This is a genomic window from Nitrobacter sp. (assembly GCF_047149785.1).
Classification (GTDB): Bacteria; Pseudomonadota; Alphaproteobacteria; order Rhizobiales; family Xanthobacteraceae; genus Nitrobacter.
In genome coordinates this window covers 3,498,655-3,525,224 of the sequence record NZ_BAAGBE010000001.1, presented here as the reverse complement: position 1 = coordinate 3,525,224, position 26,570 = coordinate 3,498,655, and the positions used below count along the sequence as shown (strand labels likewise).

21 protein-coding genes are annotated in these 26,570 nt (G+C 63.4%); all 21 read right to left on the bottom strand.

Features of this window, described 5'->3' with window-relative positions; genetic code table 11:
* Nucleotides 1–3: 3 nt before the first annotated feature.
* Nucleotides 4–966, bottom strand: a complete 963-nt coding sequence (locus ACMDCM_RS16425; RefSeq protein WP_412774544.1) for an ABC transporter permease — start codon at nt 964–966, stop codon at nt 4–6.
* Entirely contained in the window at nt 956–1,930 is a 975-nt protein-coding gene (locus tag ACMDCM_RS16420) for an ABC transporter ATP-binding protein (RefSeq protein ID WP_412774543.1), read from the bottom strand. Before ACMDCM_RS16420 ends, ACMDCM_RS16425 begins: the two co-directional genes overlap by 11 nt.
* Nucleotides 1,927–3,099 (bottom strand): COG1470 family protein, encoded by a 1,173-nt coding sequence (locus ACMDCM_RS16415; RefSeq protein ID WP_412774542.1) that lies wholly within the window; start codon nt 3,097–3,099, stop codon nt 1,927–1,929. Before ACMDCM_RS16415 ends, ACMDCM_RS16420 begins: the two co-directional genes overlap by 4 nt.
* A gap of 172 nt (nt 3,100–3,271) precedes the next feature.
* A complete protein-coding gene (locus tag ACMDCM_RS16410; protein ID WP_412774541.1) occupies nt 3,272–4,042 on the bottom strand; it encodes a gamma-glutamyl-gamma-aminobutyrate hydrolase family protein in 771 nt (256 codons plus the stop codon).
* 230 nt (nt 4,043–4,272) lie between these two features.
* The gene (locus ACMDCM_RS16405) at nt 4,273–4,863 is read right to left on the bottom strand and encodes a hypothetical protein (RefSeq protein WP_412774540.1); all 591 of its coding nucleotides are present in this window, start codon (nt 4,861–4,863) and stop codon (nt 4,273–4,275) included.
* A 120-nt stretch (nt 4,864–4,983) separates the two neighbouring features.
* Nucleotides 4,984–5,970 (bottom strand): acrylyl-CoA reductase (NADPH), encoded by a 987-nt coding sequence (acuI, locus tag ACMDCM_RS16400; RefSeq protein WP_412774539.1) that lies wholly within the window; start codon nt 5,968–5,970, stop codon nt 4,984–4,986.
* A 116-nt stretch (nt 5,971–6,086) separates the two neighbouring features.
* Entirely contained in the window at nt 6,087–7,490 is a 1,404-nt protein-coding gene (locus ACMDCM_RS16395) for a cell wall hydrolase (protein WP_412774538.1), read from the bottom strand.
* Between the two features lie 305 nt (nt 7,491–7,795).
* Nucleotides 7,796–10,609, bottom strand: a complete 2,814-nt coding sequence (gene ppdK, locus ACMDCM_RS16390) for a pyruvate, phosphate dikinase (protein ID WP_412774537.1) — start codon at nt 10,607–10,609, stop codon at nt 7,796–7,798.
* A 237-nt stretch (nt 10,610–10,846) separates the two neighbouring features.
* The gene (gene ftsH, locus ACMDCM_RS16385; RefSeq protein WP_412774536.1) at nt 10,847–12,772 is read right to left on the bottom strand and encodes an ATP-dependent zinc metalloprotease FtsH; all 1,926 of its coding nucleotides are present in this window, start codon (nt 12,770–12,772) and stop codon (nt 10,847–10,849) included.
* A 418-nt stretch (nt 12,773–13,190) separates the two neighbouring features.
* Nucleotides 13,191–14,228 (bottom strand): tRNA lysidine(34) synthetase TilS, encoded by a 1,038-nt coding sequence (gene tilS, locus ACMDCM_RS16380; protein WP_412774535.1) that lies wholly within the window; start codon nt 14,226–14,228, stop codon nt 13,191–13,193.
* Between the two features lie 56 nt (nt 14,229–14,284).
* Entirely contained in the window at nt 14,285–15,241 is a 957-nt protein-coding gene (gene ybgF / locus ACMDCM_RS16375) for a tol-pal system protein YbgF (protein WP_412774534.1), read from the bottom strand.
* A gap of 372 nt (nt 15,242–15,613) precedes the next feature.
* Nucleotides 15,614–16,105 (bottom strand): peptidoglycan-associated lipoprotein Pal, encoded by a 492-nt coding sequence (gene pal / locus ACMDCM_RS16370; protein WP_412774533.1) that lies wholly within the window; start codon nt 16,103–16,105, stop codon nt 15,614–15,616.
* Between the two features lie 263 nt (nt 16,106–16,368).
* A complete protein-coding gene (locus tag ACMDCM_RS16365) occupies nt 16,369–17,112 on the bottom strand; it encodes an N-acyl amino acid synthase FeeM domain-containing protein (RefSeq protein ID WP_412774532.1) in 744 nt (247 codons plus the stop codon).
* Between the two features lie 197 nt (nt 17,113–17,309).
* Nucleotides 17,310–19,637: a putative bifunctional diguanylate cyclase/phosphodiesterase gene (locus ACMDCM_RS16360; RefSeq protein ID WP_412774786.1), complete on the bottom strand. Its 2,328-nt coding sequence runs from the start codon at nt 19,635–19,637 to the stop codon at nt 17,310–17,312.
* Between the two features lie 334 nt (nt 19,638–19,971).
* The gene (tolB, locus tag ACMDCM_RS16355; RefSeq protein ID WP_412774785.1) at nt 19,972–21,297 is read right to left on the bottom strand and encodes a Tol-Pal system beta propeller repeat protein TolB; all 1,326 of its coding nucleotides are present in this window, start codon (nt 21,295–21,297) and stop codon (nt 19,972–19,974) included.
* 59 nt (nt 21,298–21,356) lie between these two features.
* The gene (locus ACMDCM_RS16350; protein ID WP_412774531.1) at nt 21,357–22,301 is read right to left on the bottom strand and encodes a cell envelope integrity protein TolA; all 945 of its coding nucleotides are present in this window, start codon (nt 22,299–22,301) and stop codon (nt 21,357–21,359) included.
* A 57-nt stretch (nt 22,302–22,358) separates the two neighbouring features.
* Nucleotides 22,359–22,814: a protein TolR gene (gene tolR, locus ACMDCM_RS16345; RefSeq protein ID WP_412774530.1), complete on the bottom strand. Its 456-nt coding sequence runs from the start codon at nt 22,812–22,814 to the stop codon at nt 22,359–22,361.
* 31 nt (nt 22,815–22,845) lie between these two features.
* Nucleotides 22,846–23,559 carry a protein TolQ gene (tolQ, locus tag ACMDCM_RS16340; RefSeq protein WP_412774529.1) on the bottom strand — a complete coding sequence of 238 codons (714 nt, stop codon included), beginning with the start codon at nt 23,557–23,559 and terminating at the stop codon, nt 22,846–22,848.
* A 552-nt stretch (nt 23,560–24,111) separates the two neighbouring features.
* Nucleotides 24,112–24,609 (bottom strand): DUF2852 domain-containing protein, encoded by a 498-nt coding sequence (locus ACMDCM_RS16335; RefSeq protein WP_412774528.1) that lies wholly within the window; start codon nt 24,607–24,609, stop codon nt 24,112–24,114.
* A 266-nt stretch (nt 24,610–24,875) separates the two neighbouring features.
* Nucleotides 24,876–25,604 carry a TetR/AcrR family transcriptional regulator gene (locus ACMDCM_RS16330; RefSeq protein WP_412774527.1) on the bottom strand — a complete coding sequence of 243 codons (729 nt, stop codon included), beginning with the start codon at nt 25,602–25,604 and terminating at the stop codon, nt 24,876–24,878.
* A gap of 124 nt (nt 25,605–25,728) precedes the next feature.
* Nucleotides 25,729–26,397, bottom strand: a complete 669-nt coding sequence (locus tag ACMDCM_RS16325; RefSeq protein WP_412774526.1) for a glutathione S-transferase family protein — start codon at nt 26,395–26,397, stop codon at nt 25,729–25,731.
* Between the last annotated feature and the right edge of the window lie 173 nt (nt 26,398–26,570).

Below are 26,570 nucleotides of genomic sequence, written 5' to 3'. Positions count from 1 at the left end.
GCGTCAGGCCCTCACCTCCTGACGCTGGAACACGACGTAGCCAATCACGAACAGCGCGATGGTGCCGGCGATCAACCCGACGGTCTGCGGCCAAACGATGATCAGGCTCTGGCTCAAGGGAAGCGGCGAACCCAGCACCGCGCCACGCAATTGATCGAGAAACACCGGGCCCAGCGTTCGCGTCGTCGGCGACAGCACGGCGACCATCGCTTCGCTGAACAGATCGTTCGGCGATATGCGCGAAAGCATCTGGGTCCAGATCGCGGTATCCGGCGTTTCCATTCCCAGTATCGCGTAACGCGGATCAGGCGGCGCGATCATCTGTGCAATTGCCGGCGCCAGCATCGGCCACAGCACCGTCAGGAACAGCCAGATGCCGAGCGCCACCAGCGCCGCCGTGGCGGCCGAGCGAAACACGATCGACAGCAGCATCGCGAGCGCGAGCCAGACACCTGCGTAGAACACCGCGATCACCAGGAAGGCCAGTGACCGCGACATCTCCTCACCGCCCGGCGGCACGCCGAGGAAGATCAGGCCCAGACCGATCACCATCAGCCACAGCGCCGCGAGACTCATAGCCAGCATCACCAGACCGGCAAGGAACTTTCCGATCAGCAGCGCGTCGCGGTAGATCGGCTGCGCCAGAATACGCGACAATGTGCGCCGGTTATGCTCGCCGTTGATCGCGTCGAAACCCAATCCGATCGCCATCAGCGGGATCAGGAATCCGAGAATGGCGACGAAGGAAGGCAGCGGCTCGTGGTTGACCGTAAACAGCCGCAACAGCAGGAACGGATCCTGCGCCGTGGTGCGCCGCAGGCTGTCGATGGCGCTGTAAAGGGCTGCGAGCGCCGTCAGCACGATCAGCCATTCGAGCACGAACATGCGAGCGCTTGAAAGATTGTCCGCCAGTTCCTTGACGACGACAGTCCCGACACCCTGAAAAGGCGATCCCTCACGCCGCATGCCGCGCCCCCTGCGTTTCTCCGGACTGGTCCTGGAAGTAGCGCGCGTAGATGGTCTCAAGGCTCGGCTCGTCGACCGAAAGGCGCCGCAGCGATCCGTTGGCCGCCACCACCGCACGCGCGGCGTCAGGCCGCACGTCGCGGTCGGCGGTCAGACGGAAACGATCCGCTGCCAGCGTCTCGACGCCGGTGACGCCCGGTATCGCGGCGAGCCGCCGGTCCAGACCGCCGCCATCAGCCTCCACCTCGACCACGAAGCCCGCGCCCAGCACCTGCCGCGCCAGGTCGGCGACCGCGCCCATCAGCACGATGCGTCCGGACTGGAACAACGCAACGCGACTACAGACCCGCTGCACCTGATCGAGCATGTGCGACGACAGCAGCACTGTGATGCCATCCGCCCTCAGCTCGCCGACCAGGCCGAGAAACTCGATCGTCGACTGGGGATCGAGCCCGGAGGTCGGCTCATCGAGGATCGCGATTTCGGCCTGCTTGACGATGATTTCGGCGAGCCCAAGCCGCTGACGCATGCCGCGCGAGAACGTGGCGACGCGTTTGTCAGCTACGTCGAGCAGCCGGACACGCCCGAGCGCCGCGGCGATCCGGCGCGCCCGTTCCGCGGGTCGAAATCCCATCAGCTTGGCGGTGTAAGCCAGGTTTTCGACCGCGGTAAGGTGATCGTAGAAGCCGACCGAATCCGGCAGATAGCCGACCCTGCGCTTGACTTGAAGCGGCGCTCGCGCCGGGTCGCTGCCGAGCACGCGAACCGTTCCTGCGGAAATCTCGGTCAGTCCGAGCATCATCAGGATGGTGGTGGTCTTGCCGGCGCCGTTCGGTCCGAGCAATCCAAAGGTTTCACCCTTGGCGATGTCGAAGTTGATGCCATCGACGACGTGAGCCTTGCCATAGCGTTTGGTCAGGTCGCGCGCGGTGATAACGATGTCCTCTCCCGTTTCGCTGGTCATCGGCGTCCAAACCTTGCAACCGCGCCCAGCATCAGAAGCAGCGCAGCGCCGATGACGCCGGCGCCGGCAATTCCCCAGACCGTCGATGTGGAGACCATGACGCGAAACTGACCCGAGGCCGTATCGCCTCGTGAGGTCGCGGTGATGGTGGTCATGTAATCGCCGGCGAGCGATTTATCGCTCGGCGTGAGCAGCGCCTGCACCTGGGCATCCTTGCCCGGCACCAGCCGATCGATCGTGGCGGGCTGAAACGTAACTTTCCAGCCGGTCGGCGCGCTGGCCGAGAGGCTGATGTTGTCGGCGGGCGCGCTGCCGCTGTTGGTGACGACGATCGGGATCGAACTCTGCTTGGCGGCAACCGCGCTTGCGCTCAGCAGTCCCTCGCGTCCGGAAACATGAAGCTGTGGCTGACCCGTGATATCGAGCGCAAGCTCGGTCTTCGCGGTTGCGTCTTCGGCTTTCACGGTCACGCCGATAGGAAAGTGCCCGCCGTCGATCGTGCCGGGAGGCCGCACCTTGAGCTTGATGTCCTTGGACTGGCCGGCATTGATCGGAATCGACGACAGTTCCTGCGTTCCGTAGGCTTCCGTGAACGACGTTTCGAAATTGGGCGGCGCGTCGGCGGCAAAGCTCGCGACCAGATTGCGGCCGCTGTCGTTCTTGATGGTCAGCGTATATTCGAAATTCGATTTTGGACTGCCGCGCAGCTCCGGCAGCTTCGACTCCACCGTGAGCTTGGCCGGCAAATCCTTCGCCAGCGCCACGTCGATCGGCAAGACCGCCTGATTGCCCTGCCCTTCCGCCTTCACCGTCAGGGTCTTTGCGGTCATGCCGGCATTCTTCGGCACGTCGAGGCGCAGTTGAAGCGAGACGTTGGAGTCGGGCCCCGGCATCGCCGCTGCGACCGGCTGGCCTCCGCCCAGCAGCGTCGCGGTCCAGCCGCCCGGAACGCCGGCGATCGACAACTGATATCGCTCCGGCGCGAGACCGTAGTTTTGCAGGCGGAGCGGAATGGTGGAGGTCGTGCCGGGCCTGACGGTGACCGCAGGATAGTCGGTCATCAGATACAGACCCTTGATATCGTGGGAGTCGGCGGAGTCAGCCGCCTGCGCGGCCGATGCGCTCAGACAAAAGGCCATGGCTAGGGGAGCGAGGAAAAGCGCTCGCATGGGACACTCCATGAGGTGTTACAGGGTCTGGTCAGGTCGCCACGTGCAGGAGTCGACCGGGGAGAAGTGAGGGTGCGACGGTAGATGCGGCGATTATTGAGTCAATCGTGACCAAAACCGTACGAAGTTTTGAAGATTTTTTGGCGGCGGATGACGAGTTCGCGAGTAACACTCAGGCCACGCACCGACGCGCAAGCAGCGCCTCGCCGAACGCCTCAAACAGCGCGCGGTTGATCGAATTGCGCAGCGGTTCATATTCGGCGTGCCATTGAACGCCGAGCGCGAAGGCCGGCGCATCCGCGATGCGGATCGCCTCGATGGTGCCGTCCTCGGCCACGCCTTCGACCACGATGCGCTTGCCGGGTTCGAGGATACCCTGCCCGTGCAGCGAATTGACGCGAATGGTTTCGCGGCCGAGCAATCGCGCGAACGCTCCGCCCTGGACCAGCCTGACATCGTGGCGATCGGCGAATATCACGGTCGGGTCCGGATGAATCTCGCCGTTCTCCAGCCGCGGCATCCGGTGATTCAGGCGTCCCGGCAACTCGCGAATCTCCGGATGCAGCGAGCCGCCGAATGCGACGTTCATCTCCTGCAAGCCGCGACAGATGCCGAAGATCGGAACGCCACGGGCGACGCAGGCTTGCGCCAACGACAATGCGAGATCGTCGCGGTTGAGGTCGTAAGGCTCATGCCTCGGATCCGGCTCGGCGCGGAAACGGCTCGGATGGACGTTGGCGCGCGCCCCGGCCAACACAACGCCATCGACGACATCGAGCAGCGCTCCGATGTCTGTGACCTCCGGGCAGCCCGCGAACATCAGCGGCAACGCGCCCGCGACCTCCGCGACCGCCCGCAGATTCCTCTCGCTGACCATCTGCATTTCAAATCGGCTCTCGAGGCGGTGCGAATTGCCGATCACGCCGACCACCGGCTTTTTCATCGCCAGACACCCAACTCTGATAGCGGGTCGCAGATCCGGATATGCATTTTATGGTTCGCTGAGCAAGCGGCGCGGCAAATCGACTCCGATATAATTATAATCCCTTGACGACCGCAGCCTGATCAACAACCGGCGCTCGCTGACCGCACGATGGCCGCGCGTTGCCTTTTTTCGATGAAGGGCGCGCGCCGGGTAATCGATCCGGCACGTTTTTTCGCCCTCCGCCCGATTCAGTCCGTGGAACGGCGGAGTTCCAAGGCGCCCTCGACCTTGGCCGGCTTCGCTTCCGGCTTGACGGGGTCGAGTCCGGCGCTCTCCACTCGCGGGGTCTCGACCCGCGCGGTCACCTCCGTCTTCGGCGCGGCGGCAGTGCGCGAAACCTTGCGGCGAGCGCGGGGATGCGCGGCGGCGCGCGCCAGCAGCATCTGCCTGCCGCCCTGATGGTTGAAGTCGCAATAGGCAAAGCCCATGCCGGAAACCGAACCGCGGAAGCTGCGATCGCTCTGCTTGTCGAGATTAAAGCACGGCTCGAACGGAAGCCCTTTGAGCGAGGCGCAGACCGCCTGACCACGCACCTGAAGCGTATTGCCCGGCAGCCTCATGTGGCGAACCGGACCAGAGCCGCTGAACTGCACCGCGCCGGCCGCGCTGCCGTCCTCGAACACCCGGCCCGCGCCGCGCGTGCCGTCGAAGCAGGTGAAGGCGAAAACCTTGCCGGCGACGAAACGCCTGGCCTCGTCGGCATTCATCATGTGACCGGCCATTGCCGGTGCGGCGATCGCACCTGCAACCAGGGCCCCTGACACGAAACGCGCGAGCATACTGCAACTCCGACAAACATGAGCGCGGGGTAACCGCCAACGGCTGACGCCTTTACCCGCTGCTTACCATACCAACCGTGGCAACATTGGAGCAGGTTGGTTGGTAAAGTCTGAACATCCCTAGAGAATTTTAACCACGATGCGCCCGCGGACCCTGCCGGCGAGGATCGACGCGCCACTCCCGATAACGTCGTCCAGCCCGATTTCATGAGTGATTTCAGTCAGCTTCGATCGATCCAGATCGGTCGCAAGCCGCAGCCATGCGGTATTCCGCAGTTCGATCGGGCACATCACGGAGTCGATGCCGAGCAGACATACCCCGCGCAGAATGAACGGCGCGACCGAGGACGGCAGGTCCATGCCCCCGGCGAGGCCGCAGGCGGCGATCGCGCCCCGGTATTTCGTCATCGACAACAGGTTGGCGAGGGTGGTGGACCCGACGCTGTCGATCCCGCCGGCCCAGCGTTCCTTCGCAAGCGGCTTGACCGGACCCGTCAGTTCGTTGCGGTCGATCACCTCGGCCGCGCCGAGATCCTTGAGATATCCGGCTTCCGACAGACGGCCGGTGGAGGCGATGACATGGTAGCCGAGCTTCGAGAGGACCGCCGTCGCCACCGACCCGACGCCGCCGGCGGCTCCGGTCACGATCACCGGACCGTCCTTCGGCATCACGCCATGCCTTTCGAGCGCCAGCACCGCCAGCATCGCCGTGTAGCCCGCGGTCCCGATCGCCATGGCGTCGCGCGCCGTCACACCTTCGGGCAGCGCCACCAGCCAGTCGCCCTTGACGCGGGCCTTTTCCGCATAGGCCCCGAGGTGGGTTTCGCCCATGCCCCAGCCGTTGCAGATCACCTTGTCGCCCGCCTTCCAGGAGGGATGAGAGGACCGCTCGACCGTGCCGGCGAAATCGACGCCCGCGATCATGGGAAAGCGCCGCACCACCGGCGCCTTGCCGGTGAGCGCCAGGCCGTCCTTGTAGTTCAGCGTCGACCATTCGACGCGAACGGTGACGTCGCCATCCATCAACTCGGCTTCATCGAACTGGGTCAGCGCGGCCGTCGTGCCGTTCCCGGTCTTGTCGATCCGGATCGCCTTGAATGTCGCCATCGCTGCCGCTCCCCGATATCTGGACGAGCCTTCCGGGAAATTGAACCCATTAGGCAGGCTGCGCAACCGCCCGCCGGACCGGGCTTCGACGATCGGCAGGTTGATCACCTGCGGAGCTACCGCCTGGCGCGCAGTTCGGCCGAGCTGTGCGCGGCCTCCGCCAGTCTCGCAGAGATCTCGGCGGTTTGGGCCGTCGAGCCCCAACTCGGCTCATCGCGGCCGTCGCCCCAGGCGCGCGGGCGATAGAAGGTGTGAACGCCGGTACGATACATTTTCCTCATCTCGTGGACCCACGACGGGTGCACCCAGTACGCGTGATAATGCGTCGACTTGCCGACTTCCGGCAGCCACAGCCGCCCATCGAGCGTGGCCTTCGCGATCCTGCGGGCGCGGTCCCACATGTCCGGTTCGGTGACCACGTCGCGAATGCCGTCGCAGGCGAAGGTGAACTGGCAAGCCAGATGATGGTTCGCATTCTGATAGACCACCCCGCACACGGTGGTCGGGTAGTAGCCCGAGAACACGCGGTTCATGACCACCTGCGCGACCGCGATCTGGCCGCGGACCGCTTCGCCGCGCGCTTCGAAATAGACCACTTCGGCAAGGCATTTTTCTTGCTTGGCGCGTTTCTTCTGGTCCAGCAAGCCGAGTCGCTCCGCCGGCGTTTCGATCTTGCCCTTGCCGACGACGGTTTCGCCAGCCTTCCCGACGTCCTGCCGCGGCGGCATGGACGCCTTCATATCGGGATCCGCCGCCGGACCCGGCGTCACGATCGTCGGCTCCTCGCCGGGCTGCCAGCGTTGAAGGCCGCCGCTCTCGGCTCCCAGCGACGAACCGCCGAAATACAGGCTTGCCGTCTTGATCGAGAACCCATCGGCGAAAGGCTGCGGCTCGATGGCCGCATCGTCGGCTTTGTCATGCCGCTTGAGATCGTCGAGCGGCTGCGACTCGGGCGACAGCGAGACATCGTATTGAGGCAGCGGCGGTGCGTTCAGGGCGTCCGTCAATTCGGGGTCGAGAGCCACGGGATCGGCGGCATGCACGGCCGTCGCCGTCTTTTCACCCATCACCGATGCATTGGATGTCGATGGATCCGTTGGCGCAACGCTCGGCGGCACGGCCGTTTTCCTGCCCGGCGTCACGATGGTCAAACGATCGCCTTTCAGCGCCCGATTGACCTTGGGAAAATCCGAAGCCCGATAACGCGGCGGTGGCCGCATCAGCCGGTTGTGCGTGAAAGCGTCAACATCCTGGCCTTCGAGACTGGCAAGCATGAGCGTCGCCGCACGCGGCGCTGAAGTCCCTACCGGACGCCCGAAGCTGAAGGTCGCGACCTGAATGGAACTGACCGCGGAGGCGAAAATACGCTTCTGCCAGCGTTCCGCCACGCCGGGTTGGCGCGCAAGCAGCGCGGCAATGTCCTGATAGCCGGTTTCGTTCGGGATCAATGCGAAGAAGCAGAGGGCTAAACCGAAAAGCGCAAGGCGCGCACCCTTCGGCTGGTTACGCAACACAGACATCGATACGCTCACGCAACGCCACACACGCGATCGATCCGCAACGTCCGGTGCAATTCGATCGATTTCGGTAATATCCCATTAAAGTTGCGAGGGCGTTAACCGGCGGTGCGCGCGCGCCACAGGCAAGAGCGCATCGCGATCGCGCCGAGAAACTGCAAACGTTGGTAAACAACGGCTCCGGCGGAATGGTAAAGATCAGGTCAACGCCGGCCGCAGCCGGCCGCAGAGCGAAGGGACAAATCCACGCGAGCGAAGGCCGCGGCGTGATCAAGATGGGGCCGGCATAATCCCGACCAGGCGGGCAATCAGGCCTTGCTTGCGACGGTCTTTCGAAGCGCGGCTTGCGCGGCGGCAAGGCGCGCGATCGGCACGCGGTAGGGCGAGCACGACACGTAATTCAATCCGATCTCGTGGCAGAACGCCACCGACACCGGATCGCCGCCGTGTTCGCCGCAGATGCCGACCTTGAGATTCGGCCGGGTCTTGCGGCCGCGAACGACACCGATCTTCACCAGTTCCCCGACGCCGCCGCGATCGATCGAGATGAACGGATCGATCTCCAGAATGTTCTTCGCGATATAGGTGCCGAGGAAGCTCGCGGCGTCGTCGCGGCTGATGCCGAAGGTCGTCTGCGTCAGATCGTTGGTGCCGAACGAAAAGAACTCCGCGCTCTCAGCGATCTCGCCCGCCACAAGGCAGGCGCGCGGCAATTCGATCATGGTGCCGACCTGATAGCTCAGTTTGGCGCCGGTCTCGCGCATCACCGACTGCGCGGTCACATCGATCCGCGCCTTGATCAGATCGAATTCCGCCTTGGTCGCGATCAGCGGCACCATGACCTCGGCCGCGACGACCTTGCCGGTGCGCTTGCCCGCCTCGACCGCGGCCTCGAAAATCGCTCGCGCCTGCATCTCGGCGATCTCCGGATAGACGATCGCGAGGCGGCAGCCGCGAAAGCCGAGCATCGGATTGAACTCGGCCAGACTGCGGGCGCGCTCGGCCAGCCGCCGCGGATCGGTATTCATCGCGCGCGCGACTTCCTCGATCTCGGCTTGCGTATGCGGCAGGAACTCGTGCAGCGGCGGATCGAGCAGCCGGATCGTGACCGGCAAGCCCTTCATGATCTCGAACAGCTCGACGAAATCGGCGCGTTGCATCGGCAGCAGTTTCGACAGCGCGGCGCGGCGCGCCTGCTCGTCTTCAGCCAGGATCATCTCGCGCACGGTGCGGATTCGGGTCTCTTCGAAGAACATGTGCTCGGTGCGGCACAGGCCGATGCCCTCGGCGCCGAATTTCACCGCCGTGCGGGCGTCGGCCGGCGTGTCGCCGTTGACGCGGATGCCGAGCTTGCGAACCTCGTCGGCCCAGCCCATCAGCGTGCCGAACTCGCCCGACAGTTCGGGTTCGATCATCGGCATCTGTCCCGCCAGCACCTCTCCGAGCGATCCGTCGATGGTGATGACGTCGCCGACCTTGAAGACGCGGTCGCCGACGCTCATGGTGCCGCTTCCGTAATCGACGCGGATGCCGCCGCAGCCCGACACGCAGGGCTTGCCCATGCCGCGCGCGACCACGGCCGCATGCGAGGTCATGCCGCCGCGCGTGGTCAGGATACCCTCGGCGGCGTGCATGCCGTGGATGTCTTCGGGGCTGGTCTCCATCCGCACCAGGATGACCCTGCGGCCGTCGGCCTGCAGCTTGGCCGCGTCATCGGGGGAGAACACGATCTCGCCGGCCGCGGCGCCCGGCGACGCCGGCAGCCCGGTGGCGATCACCTCGCGCGACGCGTCGGGATCGATGGTCGGATGCAGCAACTGGTCGAGCGAGGCCGGATCGATGCGGGCAACCGCATCCTTCTTCGAGATCACGCCCTCATTGGCGAGTTCGACCGCGATGCGCAGCGCGGCACGCGCGGTGCGCTTGCCGCTGCGGGTCTGCAGCATCCAGAGCTTGCCGTCCTCGACGGTGAACTCCATGTCCTGCATGTCGCGATAGTGCTTTTCGAGCAGGGTGTAGATGCGCGTCAGCTCCTTGAAAGCTTCGGGCATCGCGGTTTCCATCGATGGCTTGTCGGAACCGGATTCCTGGCGCGCCGCCTCGGTGAGGTCCTGCGGCGTGCGGATGCCCGCCACCACGTCCTCGCCCTGGGCGTTGATCAGAAACTCGCCGTAGAGACGGCCCTCGCCTGTCGAGGGATTGCGCGTGAACGCCACACCGGTCGCCGAGGTCTCGCCGAGGTTGCCGAACACCATGGCCTGCACGTTGACGGCGGTCCCCCACGATTCCGGAATGCTGTGTAGGCGGCGATAGGTGACCGCCCGCGCATTCATCCAGGACGAGAACACCGCGCCGATCGCGCCCCACAACTGCTCATGAGGATCCTGCGGAAAATCCTTGCCGGTCTCGCGGGCAACGGCGGTCTTGTACCTGCCCACCATCTCGATCCAGTCGTCGCCGGTCAGGTCGGTGTCGAGCGAATAGCCCTTGGTGTCCTTGAACGTATCCAGAATATCTTCGAAGTGATGATGCGCGAAGCCGAGCACGACGTCCGAATACATGGTGATGAAGCGTCGATAGCTGTCATAGGCAAATCGCCGGTCGCCGGACATCGCGGCCAGCGCCTCGACGGTCTCGTCGTTGAGGCCGAGATTGAGCACGGTGTCCATCATCCCGGGCATCGACGCGCGCGCCCCCGATCGCACCGAGACCAGCAGCGGGCGCTTTACGTCGCCAAACACTTTCCCGGTAATTTTTGCGATCTGTTGCAGCGCCTTTTCGACCTGCGGCTTCAATTCCTTGGGATAGGATTTGTCATGCGTATAGAAAAACGTGCAGACCGAGGTCGGAATCGTGAAACCGGGAGGCACCGGCAGACCGAGATTGGCCATCTCGGCGAGATTGGCGCCCTTGCCGCCGAGCAACTCTTTCAGCTCCGCCTTGCCTTCCGCCTTGCCGCCCCCGAACGCATAGACCCATTTGTCCTTCAGGAGCGGCGCGGCTTTTGTCGCCTTATTCATCGCCTTGCGCGCGCTGCCGGAGCTTGCGGCCTTGGCCGGAGGTGTCGCCGATGACTTTGATTTCGCAGCGGGCTTTTTGGACTTCGAGGCGACTTTGGCCATGCGGTGAAACCATTCCACGTGAAGGAAAGCGTGTTCGCCTTACACCACGTTTCGACGACTCCACGCAAGCTGCGCGAGCCGCCGTTTCCTTGGCCGAACGCTTTCCGCGCGCCTCACCCATTCCGGCTTCGCGGCAATGCCAATCGTGAAAAACAGTCGAATCGTGAGAACAGCCCGGCTTGCGCCGGGCTGTTCTGTTTCGTCTGCTGTTCGCCGATAGACGGTTCGCGAATGACCTCAGGCCTGCGGCTGCGGTTCGAGACCCGGATCCGGGTCGGAGCGCGGCGGATGGGTTTTTCCGGCCGGCGGCACCGCCGAGGTGCGCGGGGTGGCCGGCTCCAGCACCGATTCCCGGTTCGGCTTCTTGCCGTTCAGCAAATCGGTGATCTCGTCGCCGGTCAGCGTTTCGAATTCAAGCAGACCTTTGGCGAGCGTCTCCAGATCTGCCCGCTTCTCGGTGAGAATACGGGTCGCATCCTTGTAGCCGGCTTCGACCAGACGCTTGACCTCGGAGTCGATCTTTTGCGCGGTCGCCTCGGAGACGTTCTGCTGGCGGCTCACCGACATGCCGATGAACACCTCGTCCTGGTTCTCGCCATAGGCCACGGTGCCGAGTTCTTTCGACAGGCCCCAGCGCGTCACCATCATGCGCGCCAGGCGCGTCGCCTGATCGATGTCGGAGGCCGCTCCGGACGTCACCTTCTCGTGTCCGAAGATCATTTCCTCCGCCACGCGCCCGCCCATCATGATGGCGAGCCGCGAGGTCATCTGCTCCAGCGACATCGACAGCTTGTCGCGCTCGGGAAGCTGCATCACCATGCCCAGCGCCCGGCCACGCGGAATGATGGTGGCCTTGTGGATCGGATCGGTGGCGACGACATTGAGGCCGACGATGGCATGACCGCCCTCGTGATAGGCCGTCAGCATCTTCTCTTCCTCGGTCATGACGAGCGACTTGCGCTCGGCGCCCATCATCACCTTGTCCTTGGCTTCCTCGAACTCCGACTGGGTTACCATGCGCTTGTTGCGCCGGGCGGCCGTCAGCGCCGCCTCGTTGACGAGGTTCATCAGGTCGGCGCCGGAGAACCCTGGCGTGCCACGGGCAATGGTCTTGAGATTGACGTCCGGCGCCAGCGGCACCTTGCGGACGTGCACCTTCAAAATCTGCTCGCGGCCGACGACGTCCGGATTCGGCACCACGACCTGCCGGTCGAAGCGGCCGGGACGCAGCAGCGCGGGATCGAGCACGTCGGGGCGGTTGGTCGCGGCAATCAGGATCACGCCCTCATTGGCCTCGAAGCCGTCCATCTCGACCAGCAACTGGTTCAGCGTCTGCTCGCGCTCGTCATTGCCGCCGCCGAGACCGGCGCCACGGTGACGGCCGACCGCGTCGATTTCGTCGATGAAGATGATGCAGGGCGCGTTCTTCTTGGCCTGCTCGAACATGTCGCGGACGCGGCTCGCGCCGACGCCGACGAACATCTCGACGAAGTCGGAACCGGAAATGGTGAAGAACGGCACATTGGCCTCGCCCGCGACTGCGCGCGCGATCAGCGTCTTGCCGGTGCCGGGCGGGCCGACCAGGAGCACGCCGCGCGGAATGCGTCCGCCGAGCCGCTGGAACTTGCCGGGGTCGCGCAGGAACTCGACGATCTCCTGCAGATCCTGCTTGGCCTCATCGACGCCCGCCACATCCTCGAAGGTGACGCGGCCGTGGGCCTCGGTCAGCATCTTGGCGCGCGACTTGCCGAACCCCATCGCCTTGCCGGCGCCGCCCTGCATCTGGCGCGACAGGAAAATCCACACGCCGATCAGCGCGATGAAGGGCAGCCACGAAATCAGCAGCGAAACGAACCACGGTACGGCGTCGCCGGGCGGCTTCGCGGTGATCTGCACCTTGGCGTCATAGAGCTTCTTGACCAGTCCCGGATCGGCCGGCGCATAGGTCTGGAAGTTGGAGCCGTTGGTGAAGGTGCCGTGGATCTCCTGCCCCTGGATCACGACGTCGCGGACATTGTTCTGATCGACTTCGGTCAGCAACTGCGAGAACGAGATATCCTGCGCGGCCGTATGATGGCCAGGATTCTGGAACAGCGTGAACAATGCCAACAGGAGCAAGACAATGATGACCCAGAGGGCGAAGTTGCGCATATTGGCGTTCATCGATTTTCCTTCGGGGCCGCGCGGATCGCAGCCGGATGTCCCTGCATCGACTCAACAGATAAGGGTTGCCGACACGTATACAATCTAGGCGCGACGATTGCCGCTGCCAAGGGAACCGCGCGAGACTCTCGTCAAATTTAAACCTATTCGGCCGGGATACGTTTACAAGGCATTTCAGCTACAAGGCATTTCAGCGCCGCGGGGCCGGGTTCTGTCACCTCTTTGATCCGCTTCACCTTTCAACGGGCTCAGGCGATCGGCATGGCCCTTCACGCTTCAGTTAGGCGCATGATCGCCGATGCACGCAGGCCTCATATGGAACCTGGCGCAATATAGAATATATAACCCTTTTCCGGCTCGTCATGACGCGGCGTTTTGCGCGACGGTTAACGCGCCGCCCTCGCAAGGCCCTGCCGCGTCAGCCCTGTCGGCGCCGCGGCGGCGCCGGCTCAACGGTGATCCGCTCGGCGGTGAGCGTCACCAGCGCTCCCGCCAATGTCCGCCTCAGCAGAATCCGACGCCCCGCGGCGACGTTATCCGCCGCCGCGCGATCAAGAGCCGCCAGAAGGGACTCGACCTTGCCCAGTTCGACCGATCCTTCGCAGCCGACGCGACCGATCGCCCGCAACAGCAACCGAACCCTGATCTCCTCGGACAGGGCGGCAAAGGCGCTTGCCTGAAAACCTGAATGGTGCGCGGCGCGATCCCGCAACGCCAGATAGCGCTCGGCGCCGTCGACAAGAAGTTCGAGCGCCATATTAGCCCGCGCCAGACGCCACGCCAGCCGCGCCAGGTTGCGGGCGTCGCATCCTTCGTTCGCCAGCGCCGGCATCAGCGCGCGCAAGCGGGGCCGCGTGAAGCTGACGTCGCGGTTGGTCGGGTCCTCCGCATAGCCGATTCCGGCTTTTCCGAGCGTCGCGATCAGCCGCGACTTCGGGACATGCAGCAACGGGCGGGCCAGGGCGGCCCCCTCACGCGAGGTTTCGCGCGCCATGGCGGACAGGCCGGCAATGCCGCTGCCGCGCGATATCCGCATCAACACCGTCTCGGCCTGATCGTCCAAGGTATGCGCGGTCAGAACGTGGCTGGCGCCATGGGACCGCGCCGTCTTGAACAGCAGCGCGTATCGCGCCTCGCGCGCGGCTGCGGGCAGGCCGGTCGCCGGCTTCTTGCCGATCCAGCGCAAGGTGCGATGAGAAATGCCAAGAGACCTGGCGAGTTGCTTCACATTGCGTGCCTCGCGCGCCGCTTCGCGCCGCAAGCCATGATCGACGGTGACCGCAATCAGATCGGGGCCGCATTTCAGACCGCGCCGCCAGCGCGCCGCAAGCCACATCAGCGCCATCGAATCCGGGCCGCCGGACACGGCGAGGACGAGCGCGCGGGCCGCTTTCCAGTCCGCAAACAAAAGCTTGGCTTCCGTTGCCAAAATCGGCGAGGCGTCGTCCTCGATCATGCCGCAATGTTTAGAGCCTTTGCGCCGCTGATGGAATCAGGCGCGGGGCTCGTTCTTCAGCACTTCACCCGCTTCTGCTCGCGGTCCACGGCCTGCTTCACCCCGGCGGAAGCGCGGGGATATTTGCGCGTGACTTCGCCGAGCGCGGCGCAGGCGGCCTCCTTTTCCTTCAGCGCGGCCAGCGATTGTCCGAGCCGCAGCAACGCATCGGCCGCCTTCGGCGAACTATCGTACTTCGTGGTGACGCCGAGGAAAGCTTCGGCCGCGTCGCGATATTTCTGGCGCTGAAACAGGCTTTCACCGAGCCAGTACTGCGCATCGCCGGTCAGCGCATCGGACGGGTATTTCTGGGTGAAATTGCGCATGGTTTCCTCGGCGAGTGCATAATCCTTGCGCTCCATGTAACCGATGCCCAGATCGAACTCGTCGCGCGGCGACGCCGAAGGCGGCAGGGTGGTCAAGCCCCCGGTATTGGACGGAGCGGATTCGGGCGGATAGTATCCCGGACGGCGGGAACCGGTATTGGCGAGATCGAGCGGGGCGCCAGCCTCCCGGCCGCCGGGCGCATCGACGGCTTCAGCGGGCAGCGGCATCCGACCACCGCCCAGCGCGCGAGGAGCGCCCGGCGCGTTGGGATTCTGGCTGGGATCGAAGGCATCGCCGCGATGGCCTTGCGCGGGCACGGTCACAGCCTGCTCCTGAACGGCGGGCGCCTGACCTCCCTGCTGATCGTAGCCCGGCTGGCTGTACCCCGGACCCGGTTGCGGCGGCGGAGCGGCGGCGGCGACGCCCGACGGCGCGGCTCCAGGCTGGAGCTGCTGCAATTGCTGCTCGAGCAGCTTGTTGCGGTGTTGCAATTCCTCGTTCTGCCCGGTCAGCGTTCTGAGCTGATCTTCAAGCTGCTGAATGCGGATTTCAGGGTCGCCATCGTATTGCGCGAATGCGGGTGACGACAGCGCAAGCACGGCGGCAACGGCCGCTGCGCGCGCAAGCCTCGAGGCTATGGATGACATTTTGGCCTGACGATTGAAATGAACGTCACATCGAAAGCGCATCCATTGAAAACCCGACTGCGCCGAAAATGTGACTTGGTCCAACACCGGCAATCACTTTACGACGATCTTCCGTCCCGGCCAGTCTCATCTCTGAGCCATTCCGCTGCCGATGGAATCGGAGGCCGGTCTACGGTTTTGATTTGACGCGTTTTCTTCACGCGAAACGGTATCCATCCCCGGTTCAAGCGTGAGGACATGCTTCGCTCGAAAACGCCACAGACGTTTTCTTGGTCTTGGTCTTGGATGGTCTTGGTCTGGATGGTCTTGGGTTCCGTCCGAAACAGAACCGGCGCCTCGAAGGCGCCGGCCGGAATCGACATGCGGGAAACGTCAGGAACTGGCGTTCAGCACCGTGACGGCGCGGCGGTTCTGGGACCAGCAGGAGACGTCGTTGCAGACCGCAACCGGGCGCTCCTTGCCGTATGAAATGGTCCGCATCCGGCTCGGGTCGATGCCGCGCGATGCAAGGAAGGCCCGAACCGTCTGCGCGCGGCGTGCGCCGAGCGCAATGTTGTATTCGCGGGTGCCGCGCTCGTCGGCATGGCCCTCGATCGTGAAGGAATAGCGATTGTAGGTCTGCAGCCAGCGCGCCTGTTTCTCCAGCGTCGTGATCGCCTGTGGCGAGAGATTGGTCTGGTCGCTATCGAAGAAGACGCGGTCGCCGACGTTGACCACGAAATCCTGCTGGCTGCCGGGGGTCGCGGCATTGGCCATCGCGCTCCCGTCCAGAGGATTCTTGTTGGCGCAAGCCCCCATCGACAACGCCACGGCGAGCACGGCAGCCAGCTTCAATCCCCGGAGCATTCGCTTCTGATCTAACATTCCGGAGCCTCCACGCTCACGTTTTTCCAACTGTCATCCGCTCTACAGCGCGATGGTTAAGCGAACGTTCCGTCAACCTTGATGAGACGTTGCCCGACTGCATCAAATGCCATTTTTTTCGGAAGAAGCGCCCGCATGGTTAATGGGTTGGAAATGTGGCGTGACGGTGAACCGGCAGCGGTTTTCCCGCCCGGCGCACGTCCGCAGCCGCTTCAGAATTCACGGCGATCGGGCATCGCACCGTCGTCCGACAAGGAACAGGATCAAGACTTCGGGACGATCGAGGCGCGGGCGAACGGAAGCGCGGAACCGGTCAGCGCCGGGGCCAAGGCGCCGGATCCACGCTCAAACAACATCCGACGTTCGAAATAACTTGAACGCAGATAAGGATAGCGGGCGAAAACCTTTTCGCGGGACGCCGGAAAATCGACCGCCATCAGGCAAATCGGCTTGATCAGGCCCGGATAGACGCGAGGCGGGCTTAGCGGCTGGTGATTGAACAGCCGCGTATAGAAGGTGCGGTGCTCGGGACGAACGGTGGCCAGACCGAGATCGGCATTGAAGAAGTTGCAGGCGACGAAGCAGAGCCGGAGCGTGAGGTAGGGCAGTTCGGGAAATCGTCCCGCGATTTCCGGATCCGCGACAAAGCGGGTCGGATCAACCATGACCTTGCCCCGATCCACCTCCGGCTGGAGGTAATCCTGAAACACGTCCACCGACGGACAAAGCGGATATTCCGGCGATGAAATGCTGAGGCGAATGGAGCTGGCCAGCGCGCCGTCCAGATAGACGCCGAAAATCCAGGAGTTCGGCATGTCGTCGAAACGATCGGTGATCCTGCGATCCGGGTTAGGGTCGATCGCGGCTTCTTTCAGATAGGCGCGATATCGAAGGCGGTAGATGATGTCCCGGTCCGCGGGCGTCTCCATCAGACGATAATCGATGCGATCGAGAAGCTCGATCCCGCGTTCCGCCGGCTTGGCCGCCACCTGTTGAGCTGAACCCATTGGAACACCCCCGATCCATTTTGAATCCCAGCCGACGGCCAAAGGTTAGCGCTTTGCTAACATATTGCAAAGATAACGAAGCATTAGAGTTAATTCGTCTCCTCCTTGTTATTTTATTTCGTATCGATCTTAACAATTCCATTTCACCGGGATTAGAAGATTTTCAATTCGAGGCGGGCGAATTGGAGGAGAAAATTTCAAGCGATAGACCGGGACGGTAGCACCTTCACATTGTCGCCACGCAAATGCCGTCCATGTGAGGCATCCAGAAGCTGGCGAATCCGCGCCGCGGCCACCGGGCGGCTGAACAGATAGCCCTGCGCTTCCGACACAGTGCCGTCCGCACTGATGAGTTCGAGCTGCTCGTTGGTTTCAATGCCTTCGACGACGACGGACATGCCGAGATCTGCGCTCAGACGTGCCACGCCGCGGAGCAGCGTCAGCGGCCGGTCCGCCTCGATCCCATCGAGGAACGAGCGGTCGATCTTGACCTTCTGAAGCGGGAAGTTGTGCAGATAGCTGAGGCTCGAATAACCCGTGCCGAAGTCGTCGAGCGAAATCCTCACGCCTGCCGAGCGCAACTGCGTCAGCGCGTCCCGCGTCCAGTCGGTGTTGCGCAGCAAGGACGATTCCGTGATTTCGATTTCCAGACGGTGCGCGGGAAGACCGGACACCTCCAGCGCGTAACGAACTTCGCTCAGGATGTCGCGCTGGTGGAACTGCTGTGACGAAAAATTGACGGCGACGCTGACGGCGTCCGGCCACGTCATGCATTCCATGCAGGCCTTGCGCAAAATCCAGCGGCCGAGATCGATGATGAGACCCATCTCCTCCGCTACCGGAATGATGTCCATCGGGGAGACGGTTCCGCGCGTCGGATGATTCCAGCGCAGCAGCGCCTCGCAAGTGGTGATCCGTCCCGACCTCAGGTTGACCAGCGGCTGATAGAACAGCTCGAACTGTTCGTTGGCCAACGCCTTGCGCAGATCGAGTTCGAGGACTCGACGCGCTTCGACGATTTCCGCCATCTCGTTACGGAAGAAGCAGAAGGTTCCGCGGCCGTCGGCCTTGGCGCGATAGAGCGCCATGTCGGCGTTCTTGAGAAGGTTGTCGGCTGTGACGCCCGGCGACGTCAGCGCGATGCCGATGCTCGCGCCGATCTCGACCAGGTGGTGATCGACCTCGTATCTCTCGGTCAGCCGCTCGACGACGCGGCGCGACAGCGTGGCCGCCTCCTCCGCTGACCGGATGTTCTGTTGGAATATGACGAATTCATCACCGCCGAAACGCGCGACGAAATCCTCCGGGCGCAGCATCCCGCGCAGCCGGTCGGCAACGATGCATAACAGGCGATCGCCGCAGGGATGGCCGAGGGTATCGTTGATCTGCTTGAATTGATCGAGGTCGATGAACAGCAACGCCGACAACCGCGACTCGCTGTTCGAGAAAGCCAGCAGGCGTTCGATTTCGTCGCGAAAGCTCAGTCTGTTGGGCAGTTCCGTGAGCGAATCGAAGCGGGCGAGATGGCTGATTCTCGCTTCCGCCTCGCGCCGCTCCGTGATGTCCTCGACGAGAATGACCGTGCCGCCGCAGGCCATCGGCTGGAACGTCCACGACAGTGCCCGACCGTGTTCCGTATCCGCGTCGGCGGTCACGATAGCCCCGTCCAGCGAATTCTCGACCTCCGAGATGATCGTCTTTCCGTTTTCGGATGACATCGCTCCCGCTGCTACGCATGCCGCGATGACCTCTGCCGCACCGACGTTGCGATGCACGAAACCGTCGGGGAGACGCATCATTTCGCTGAAGCGGTAATTCATCACGCCGAGACGACCGTCTGCGCCGAACATGCACAGGCCATGAGGCATATTGTTCAGCGCGGTGTCGAACTGGCCGGCGAGCGCCGCTTCGCGCTCGCGCGCGATCAGCGCGCGAACGAAAATCGCCTGCAGCCTTGTCGTGATCCTCTCCAGGCCGAGGAAATACAGCACGGTGAGAAGGGCCGTCCCGACATAGTAGGGGTCGGCGCGCAACGCCATCGCTGCCGCCATCGGTCCGCTGGTCAGCAGAATCTGCAGATGGAAAATCCACGGGCGCCCGTAGGCGCGGCCGGCGCCGGCCGCCACGTATCCCGTGGTGACCGAGATGCAGATCATATGCGCAACAGCATCGTCAGTCATTAGAAGAGCGATGGCGCACCACGCGCCGAGCACGATCGCGTAAAGCACCGCTCCGGTCTGGTACCTGATCTCCCAGCGCGTTGCCTCGGTCGCGGTCAGCTCCGAGCGGCGGCGCTTGTATTTCATCATATCGAAGCTGCGGAGCGCGCCGATGAGGACCAGGAGCACCGCGCACGGCCACAGCAGATGATTGCCGGTTTTCAATGCGGTCATGGTGGCGGCGATCGCCGCGCAAACCGCTCCGGCGAACATCGGCGCCGGGTTCTGAAATAGCGACCCTACGAGCGCCGCATATATCGCTGGCGACATCGTATCGGGATCGCGATGGTGATCGGCCAATTGCATCGGGTGCGTGCGCATCCTTTTTCCGGATGCACAGTGTTACCGAGTGCCGGTGAAGCCTTTCTGAGCGAACATCGTTAGCGAGACGTTGAGCCAATCATCGAAAAACGGGATTTGTCTCCCCGAATCAGCAGGCTAGCGAACTTTCGCGCCTCGTTTCCGCGAACCTTCTTGCGAATGTTAAGGGCGGGGAACCCCTAGCAAATATACGTGGCCGGCATAGCCTCGAATTTAACATTCGCGCCCCGAACGCGCCCCCCGAACGGGTCGCCAATGTCAATTCACTCGGTGTGGCGATCCGGGCTGCGGGGCTGCATGCAGGACGACGCGCCCGGGACTATGAAAGCAGGGGCGACCATGCCGGATCGGATGCGAAACCGGGCGTGGGTTCCTTCAATTCATTGCGGCCGGAGATGTCGATGGTATAGAGCGACGGCCCGCTGTTGCCGCCGGGGTCGCGAAAGAACATCAGGACCCGGCCGTTCGGCGCGAAGGTCGGCCCTTCGTTGTGAAATCCCGAGGTCAGGATCCGCTCGCCCGAGCCGTCCGGCTTGATGATGCCGATGGAAAACTCGCCGCCGCCCTGCTTGGTGAATGCGATATAATCGCCGCGCGGCGACCAGACCGGGGTCGAATAGGTGCCGTCGCCAAAGGAGATGCGCTGCGCCGCCCCGCCCGTCGCAGCCATGATGTAGATTTGGGGTTTGCCGCCGCGATCCGACTCGAAACAGATGCGGCCGCCATCGGGCGAATAGGACGGCGAGGTGTCGATGGCCAGCGTGTCGGTCAGGCGCGTCGTCGACTTCGAGCGAAGATCCATCACGAACAGGTTGGCGTTGCCGCCCTGCTGCAGACTCATGATGATGCGTTGGCCATCGGGTGCAAAACGCGGGGCGAATGACATGCCGGGAAAGTTGCCGACGATTTCGCGCTGCCCGGTCTCGATGTTGAACAGATAGACCCGCGGATCGCCCTGCCCGAATTCCATGTAGGTGATTTCCTGGGTCGACGGCGAAAAGCGCGGGGTGATCACGAGGTCGGCGCCGCGCGTGAGATAACGCACGTTGGCGCCGTCCTGATCCATCAGGGCCAGACGCTTGATGCGGTGCTGCGCCGGCCCGCTCTCGTCGACGAACACCACCCGGCTGTCGAAATAGCCCTTTTCGCCGGTCAATCGCTCATAGATCTGATCCGAGATGATGTGCGCGATCCGCCGCCAGTATTCGGGCGAGGTGAAATATTGCTGGCCCGCAAGCTGCTGGCCGGTCGCGACGTCCCACAGGCGAAACTCGGCCTTGAGCCGCCCGTCGCCCTGACGCGTCATGCGTCCGGTCACCAGCGCCTGCGCGTTGATGGCCTTCCAGTTGGCGAACTGCGGCGGCACGTCGATATTGGTGATCTTCTCGATATACGCGGCCTGATCGATCGGCGCGAACAATCCGCTGCGCTTGAGGTTATTGGTGATGACCTGCGCAACGCCGACGCCGACTTCGCTGTCCGACGGCGAACCGGCGACGAAGTTCGGAATGGCGATCGGAATTGGCGCATATTCGCCGCCCGGCACCTCTACGCGCGTCTGCCCGAAAGCGAGGCCTCCAGCAAGCGCGAATCCGATCGCGCTGCCGCCGGCGATCAGTTCGCGGCGCGAGAAATAGATCGGCATTTTCGGAAACCTGCTGTCTTTCGTCATTCCACTCGCCCTGGGCACAAACGGTTGCACCGTTAGGTCTGATTCTCGGTGAACACCGGCTCGAAAAATTTCCACTCATCGAAAAACTGTGCAGGCAGATTGTACGGCTGGCATTCGATGATCGCGCGCATTGCGCTCTCCTGATAGACACGGAAGTATGGCGTGGTCGGATTGCTGACCGCGACCGGCGTCGTCTCCAGCGTGCCGTCGCGCTTCAGCTTGATCGAAAAGATGGCCTGCGTTGTTCGCGCCTCTAGGCCACCGTACGGCTTCTTCCAGCAGCGCTCGACCTGGCTGCGAAACATCGCCCCCCATGTCGCGGAATTATCGGCAGACTTGCCGTGGGCAAGGCCGAGCGCGGCGTTCGAATTCAGCGTGGCGCCGGCGACCGAACGGCGCGTTGGATCGCGCTTGTCCAGCAGCGCCGCGATTTTCGACTCGTCGAAGACTCGCTCGGCCTTCGGCTTTTCGGGCCTGGGCGTGGCGGCCTTGGCCTGCTGCTTCGGCTTGGGCTTCTTGGCTTCTTCCTTCTTCAGCGCCTCCGCGATCGGATCGACCTTCGGCGGGTCGGGTTTCTTTTCGATCGGCTTCGGTTCCTGCTTCGGCTTGTTCTCGACGACGGGCTTGGGCGGATCCGGCTTCTTCTCGACCGGCTTCTTCATGGGCTTCGGCGCCGGTGGCGGCGAGGTCTCGGTCACGACCGGAGGCTTCTTGTCGTCGATCTTGCCGACAGTGTCCTCCGGCGGCGGCGTAGGGTCGGCAACCTTCTCGACCAGCGGTTTCGGGTTTTCCTTCTTGCCGGTCTTCATGCCCGCCGTCACATGGGCGAGCTGGTCGGCGGAGATGATGTCGACCGGCAGGGATTCCTCCGGCACCGACTCCAAGGCCTTCGACGAAAACGACACCAGACCCCACCCGATCACGAGGACGTGCAGGGCGATCGACGCCGCCAGTGTCTTGTCGACCTTGAGCTTCAAGCTAGTGCCCCAAAGTTCGCACGTCCAACGCGGGTACCGGATGCCAAACTCACTCCACTACGATCCTTGATCCACCTCGGTGACCAGCGCCAGACGCTTGAAGCCGGCGCCCGACAGCTTGCCCATGACCCGGGCCACCGTTCCGTAGTCGGCCTTCTTGTCGGCACGCATGAAAATACGCTCGTCATGGCCGCCGCGCGTCTCGGTGATCGCCGTCAATTTCGGGATCAGTTCCTCCATCGTGACTTCGGTGTCGTTGATGAAGATCCGTCCCTTTATGTCCACCGACAACTGCAGCGGCGTCTTGTCCTGCTCGAGGCTCTTGGCCTGGGTTTGCGGCAGATCGAGCGGTACCCCTACCGTCAGGAGCGGCGCCGACACCATGAAGATGATCAAAAGCACCAGCATGACGTCGACCATCGGCGTAACGTTGATCTCGGCCATCGGCTGGGATCGCCGCCGCCCGCGCCGTCCACCGCCGCCGGAAGAAGCCGCTGCCGGATTCATCGACATGATCGACCCTCCGTTTTCATGTCTTTGACCCTCACGTCCTCTCGTCGATCTGGCGCGACAGGATCGCGGAAAACTCGTCGGCGAAACCCTCAAGCCGCTGAGCCTGACGATTCACTTCCGAAGTGAACTTATTATAGAAAATAGTCGCCGGAATGGCGGCGATAAGGCCGACCGCCGTTGCGAACAGCGCTTCGGCGATTCCCGGCGCCACCACCGCGAGCGAGGTATTCTTCGACGCGGCGATCGACTGGAAGCTCGACATGATGCCCCACACGGTGCCGAACAGCCCGACGAAGGGGCCGGCCGAACCGACCGTCGCGAGCACCAGCAGCCGCCGTTCCAGCCGTTCGATCTCGCGGGCGATCGAGACGTTCATCACCTTCTCGATCCGCATCTGAAGTCCGGCGAACGAACGCGCCTGGCTTTCGAAAGAGCGTTTCCACTCGCGCATCGCCGCCACGAAACAGGCGGCCATCGACTGCGTCGGCTTGGCCGACAGCGTCCGGTACAGATCCTCGATCGACTCCCCCGACCAGAAAGCCTGCTCGAAGCGGTCCATCGCGCGTTTGGTCCGGGCGTAGAGAAACGTCTTGTCGATCGCGATCGCCCAGACCCACACCGAGCAGCCCAAAAGGCCCAGCATGACCGCCTTCACGATCCAGTGAGCGTGGAAAAAAAGCGTAATCAGCGACACGTCGGCTGAGGCGAGGGGCAAGGCGGACTGCGCCACGTCGGCCGGATTCATGAGCAGTGTCCTCTCAACGCAAGATATCCCCTATTGACCCGGAGCGGCTCCGCCGCCGGTTCCGCCGCCGGTTTCGCAGCCATGCATCGCGCGCGGCGTAAAGCGCCAACGCGAAAACCCCGTTGAGTCACATGGAGGGCCCGTCCAAAGGCGGGTCCTGCATCCCCCGCCAACGTGTCAAAACGAGGGCTGCCGGCGCGGCTTCACGACTGTAACCAAGCGCTAATCTTGGTTAAAACCGGGTTACCAAAAAGATATTCCCCCGTGAAATCGCTTTGTTTCGCTGTGCCTTGCGAGGCGAGCCGCGGCGCGAACGGACTCGCTTCGGTGCGCGCGCAAAAACCGCCCGCCTGTCGGACAGGCGGGCGGTGATGTCGGCGTCGAACGTTGTGGCGGCACCAAAGCCGATGATATCCGCGCGCAGTTATCGATCTCGATTTACCATGGCGTTTTCGAGCGAAGTGGAATCCGGTTCGCGTGAAGAAAACGCGTCAAATCGGAAACCCGGGTCTTTCACCGTTTCCGTGAAACGGTGAAAGACCCCAGTCTCGATTATTGACCTTGGGACTGATCGTTGGACGGCGTCGGACGGGTGCGATGCTGCGCCATGAAGGCATCGAACTCTTCCTTGTCCTTGGCGTGGCGCAGCCGCTCCAGGAAACTCTTGAATTCCTTTTGCTCCTCCTCGAGCCGCCGCAGCGTCTCCATGCGATACTCGTCGAAGGCGCGGTTGCCGCTGGAAGGCGCACCGAAGCCGGTGAAGCCGAAGCCCCTGCGCTCCATGTGATCGCGCATCCGCTCCATCTTGTACTGCATCCGCTGCATCTTGTTTTCGAAACGATCGTTGCTCCAGCAACCCATTTTCCTGCTCCCGAGTGTGAAGAAGAGAATCGCGAGACCGATCGGCCACCACACCATGAAACCCAGCACGATCAGGACGATCCGAAGCGGATGCCACGGCGCGTTCATGAAGCGGGAATAGGGGTAGCAACCTTGGCCCTGCATGTGGTTGGGGCCGTTCCAACGGTCGTAGTCAGCGGTTTGGGCCATGGCCTTCTCCATGAACGGCGTCATGCCGCGTGAATGTAAATAACATTTACATAAGTAGATCATTAAGGGATTTTGTCAAGCGCGGAATGGCCCGGAAACAGCGGTGTTAATGGACGCGCGGTTCCCGATTGTGACGACCCATCACATTGGCGCCGTCCGGTCTCCGAGCTGTCCCGGGGTAAAAAGACGATCCGCCAGAAGATTTTGGCCGTATCACGCATGCGGCGACGGATCAGACCGGCCTCCGAATGGACGCGCCCGCGCGGTCAGGTCGCGGATTTGTGACCCCACGGTCCCCGCGGCGGCCCAGGTTCCGGCGGCGGTTCAGGTCGAGCCGCCTCATTCGGCGGCTTGCGCTCGGCGGGAAAGCCGAGCCCGCGCAGATAAATCAGCACGCCGGCCTCAAGCAGGTCTTCGGCGGACATCGGCAGCTTGCGGCGCGCCGCATCGCCGCGGCCGAACAACGAGGCAATGCCGTGCGACATCGACCAGATGTGCAGCGCCATCATCAGCGCCGGCGGCCGGGCGACGCCCGGCGGCGTCAGCGCGGCGAGCCGTTCCGCCGCCGCGCGGATGATGGCGAAGGCGCGTTCGCTCGCAGCCGACAGCATCGGATTGACGTCGACCGGCACGCCCGATTCGAACATCGCCGAATAATAGGCAGGCTCGTTGCGGGCGAAGGCAAGATAGGCACGGCCGACGCGCTCGAACGCGCTGACGGTGTCGGGGCGGCCATCATCCCAGGCTTTCGTCAACACCGCCTCGAACTGCTCGAAGCCGCGCTGCGCGATGCTCGCCAGCAATTCGTCGCGGTCGCGGAAATGCCGGTAGGGAGCCGCCGGGCTGACGCCGGCCGACCGCGCGGCATCGGCGAAGGTGAAACCCGCCGGTCCCTTCTCCGCGATCAGGCCGAGCGCCGCCTGTAACAGCGCTTCCTTCAGATTACCGTGATGGTAGCCGCGCTCGGGGCGGCGATGGTCCTTGCGCCAGCTCATGTGAATGATGTTTACATGAGGCGCGGAGGGACGTCACTGGTTTCGTTCGGCTCAGCCCGGAGGCCGACCAATCTTTCCGCCCGGCCCGGCCCCGCAAAAATTTTTCGGCGCGCAAGCCGGCCTCTCAGGCGCCCTCTGCCTGGTCGCCCTGGGGAAACATATGGAAGTACGGCTCGGCGTCCCTCAGCACGCGGGCATAGGACGGCCGCGCCTTGAGCCGCTCCAGGTAGGCGGCAAGATGGGGATGGCTGTCCGCATACGGCAGCACCTTGGCGGCATAGAACAGCGCCGGCGCGGCCGCGCAATCCGCCATGGAGAAATCGTCGCCGGCGGCCCAGCGGCGGGATGCCATCTCGCGCTCGGCGATATCGTAGGCGGCGCGCATCCGGGTCTTTGCATCCTCCACGCCCTGCGGGTCCTTGCTGCCCGCGGGCCGCAGCCGGTCGCCGACCACCTTCTGCATGTGGTTATGGATGTGCAGGTCATAGAAGCGATCTTTCAGCCGCACCTCACGCGCGACATCGTAATCCTCCGGCACGAACCGCGTTGCGCCCGGATAATACCGATCAAGGTATTCGATGATGATGCTGGATTCCGGCACCACCTTGCCGCGCGCGGCATCCTGCAACACCGGAAACTTGCCGATACCCCACAGCTTCAGCAGCACGGCGCGCTCGTCCGGATCGCCGAGATCGACTGACGCGGCCGTAAACGGCGTCGCGTTCTCATGGAGCCCGATCAGCACCTTGTGGCAATAGGACGACAGCGGATGGAGATAGAGCGTCAACGACATCATGGTCTCCTTGATGCGGCGGCAGCGCCGGCGCCCATGCGTGTATCGATCTTGTCGGATATTGCCTATTGCCGACCGGCTGACGACTGGCAAGCGAAGGCATCCTCACCCGGATGACCCATGTGAACATCCTCTATAAGCAGAAGGGAAGGCGCGGGACCATCAGGAGCGAG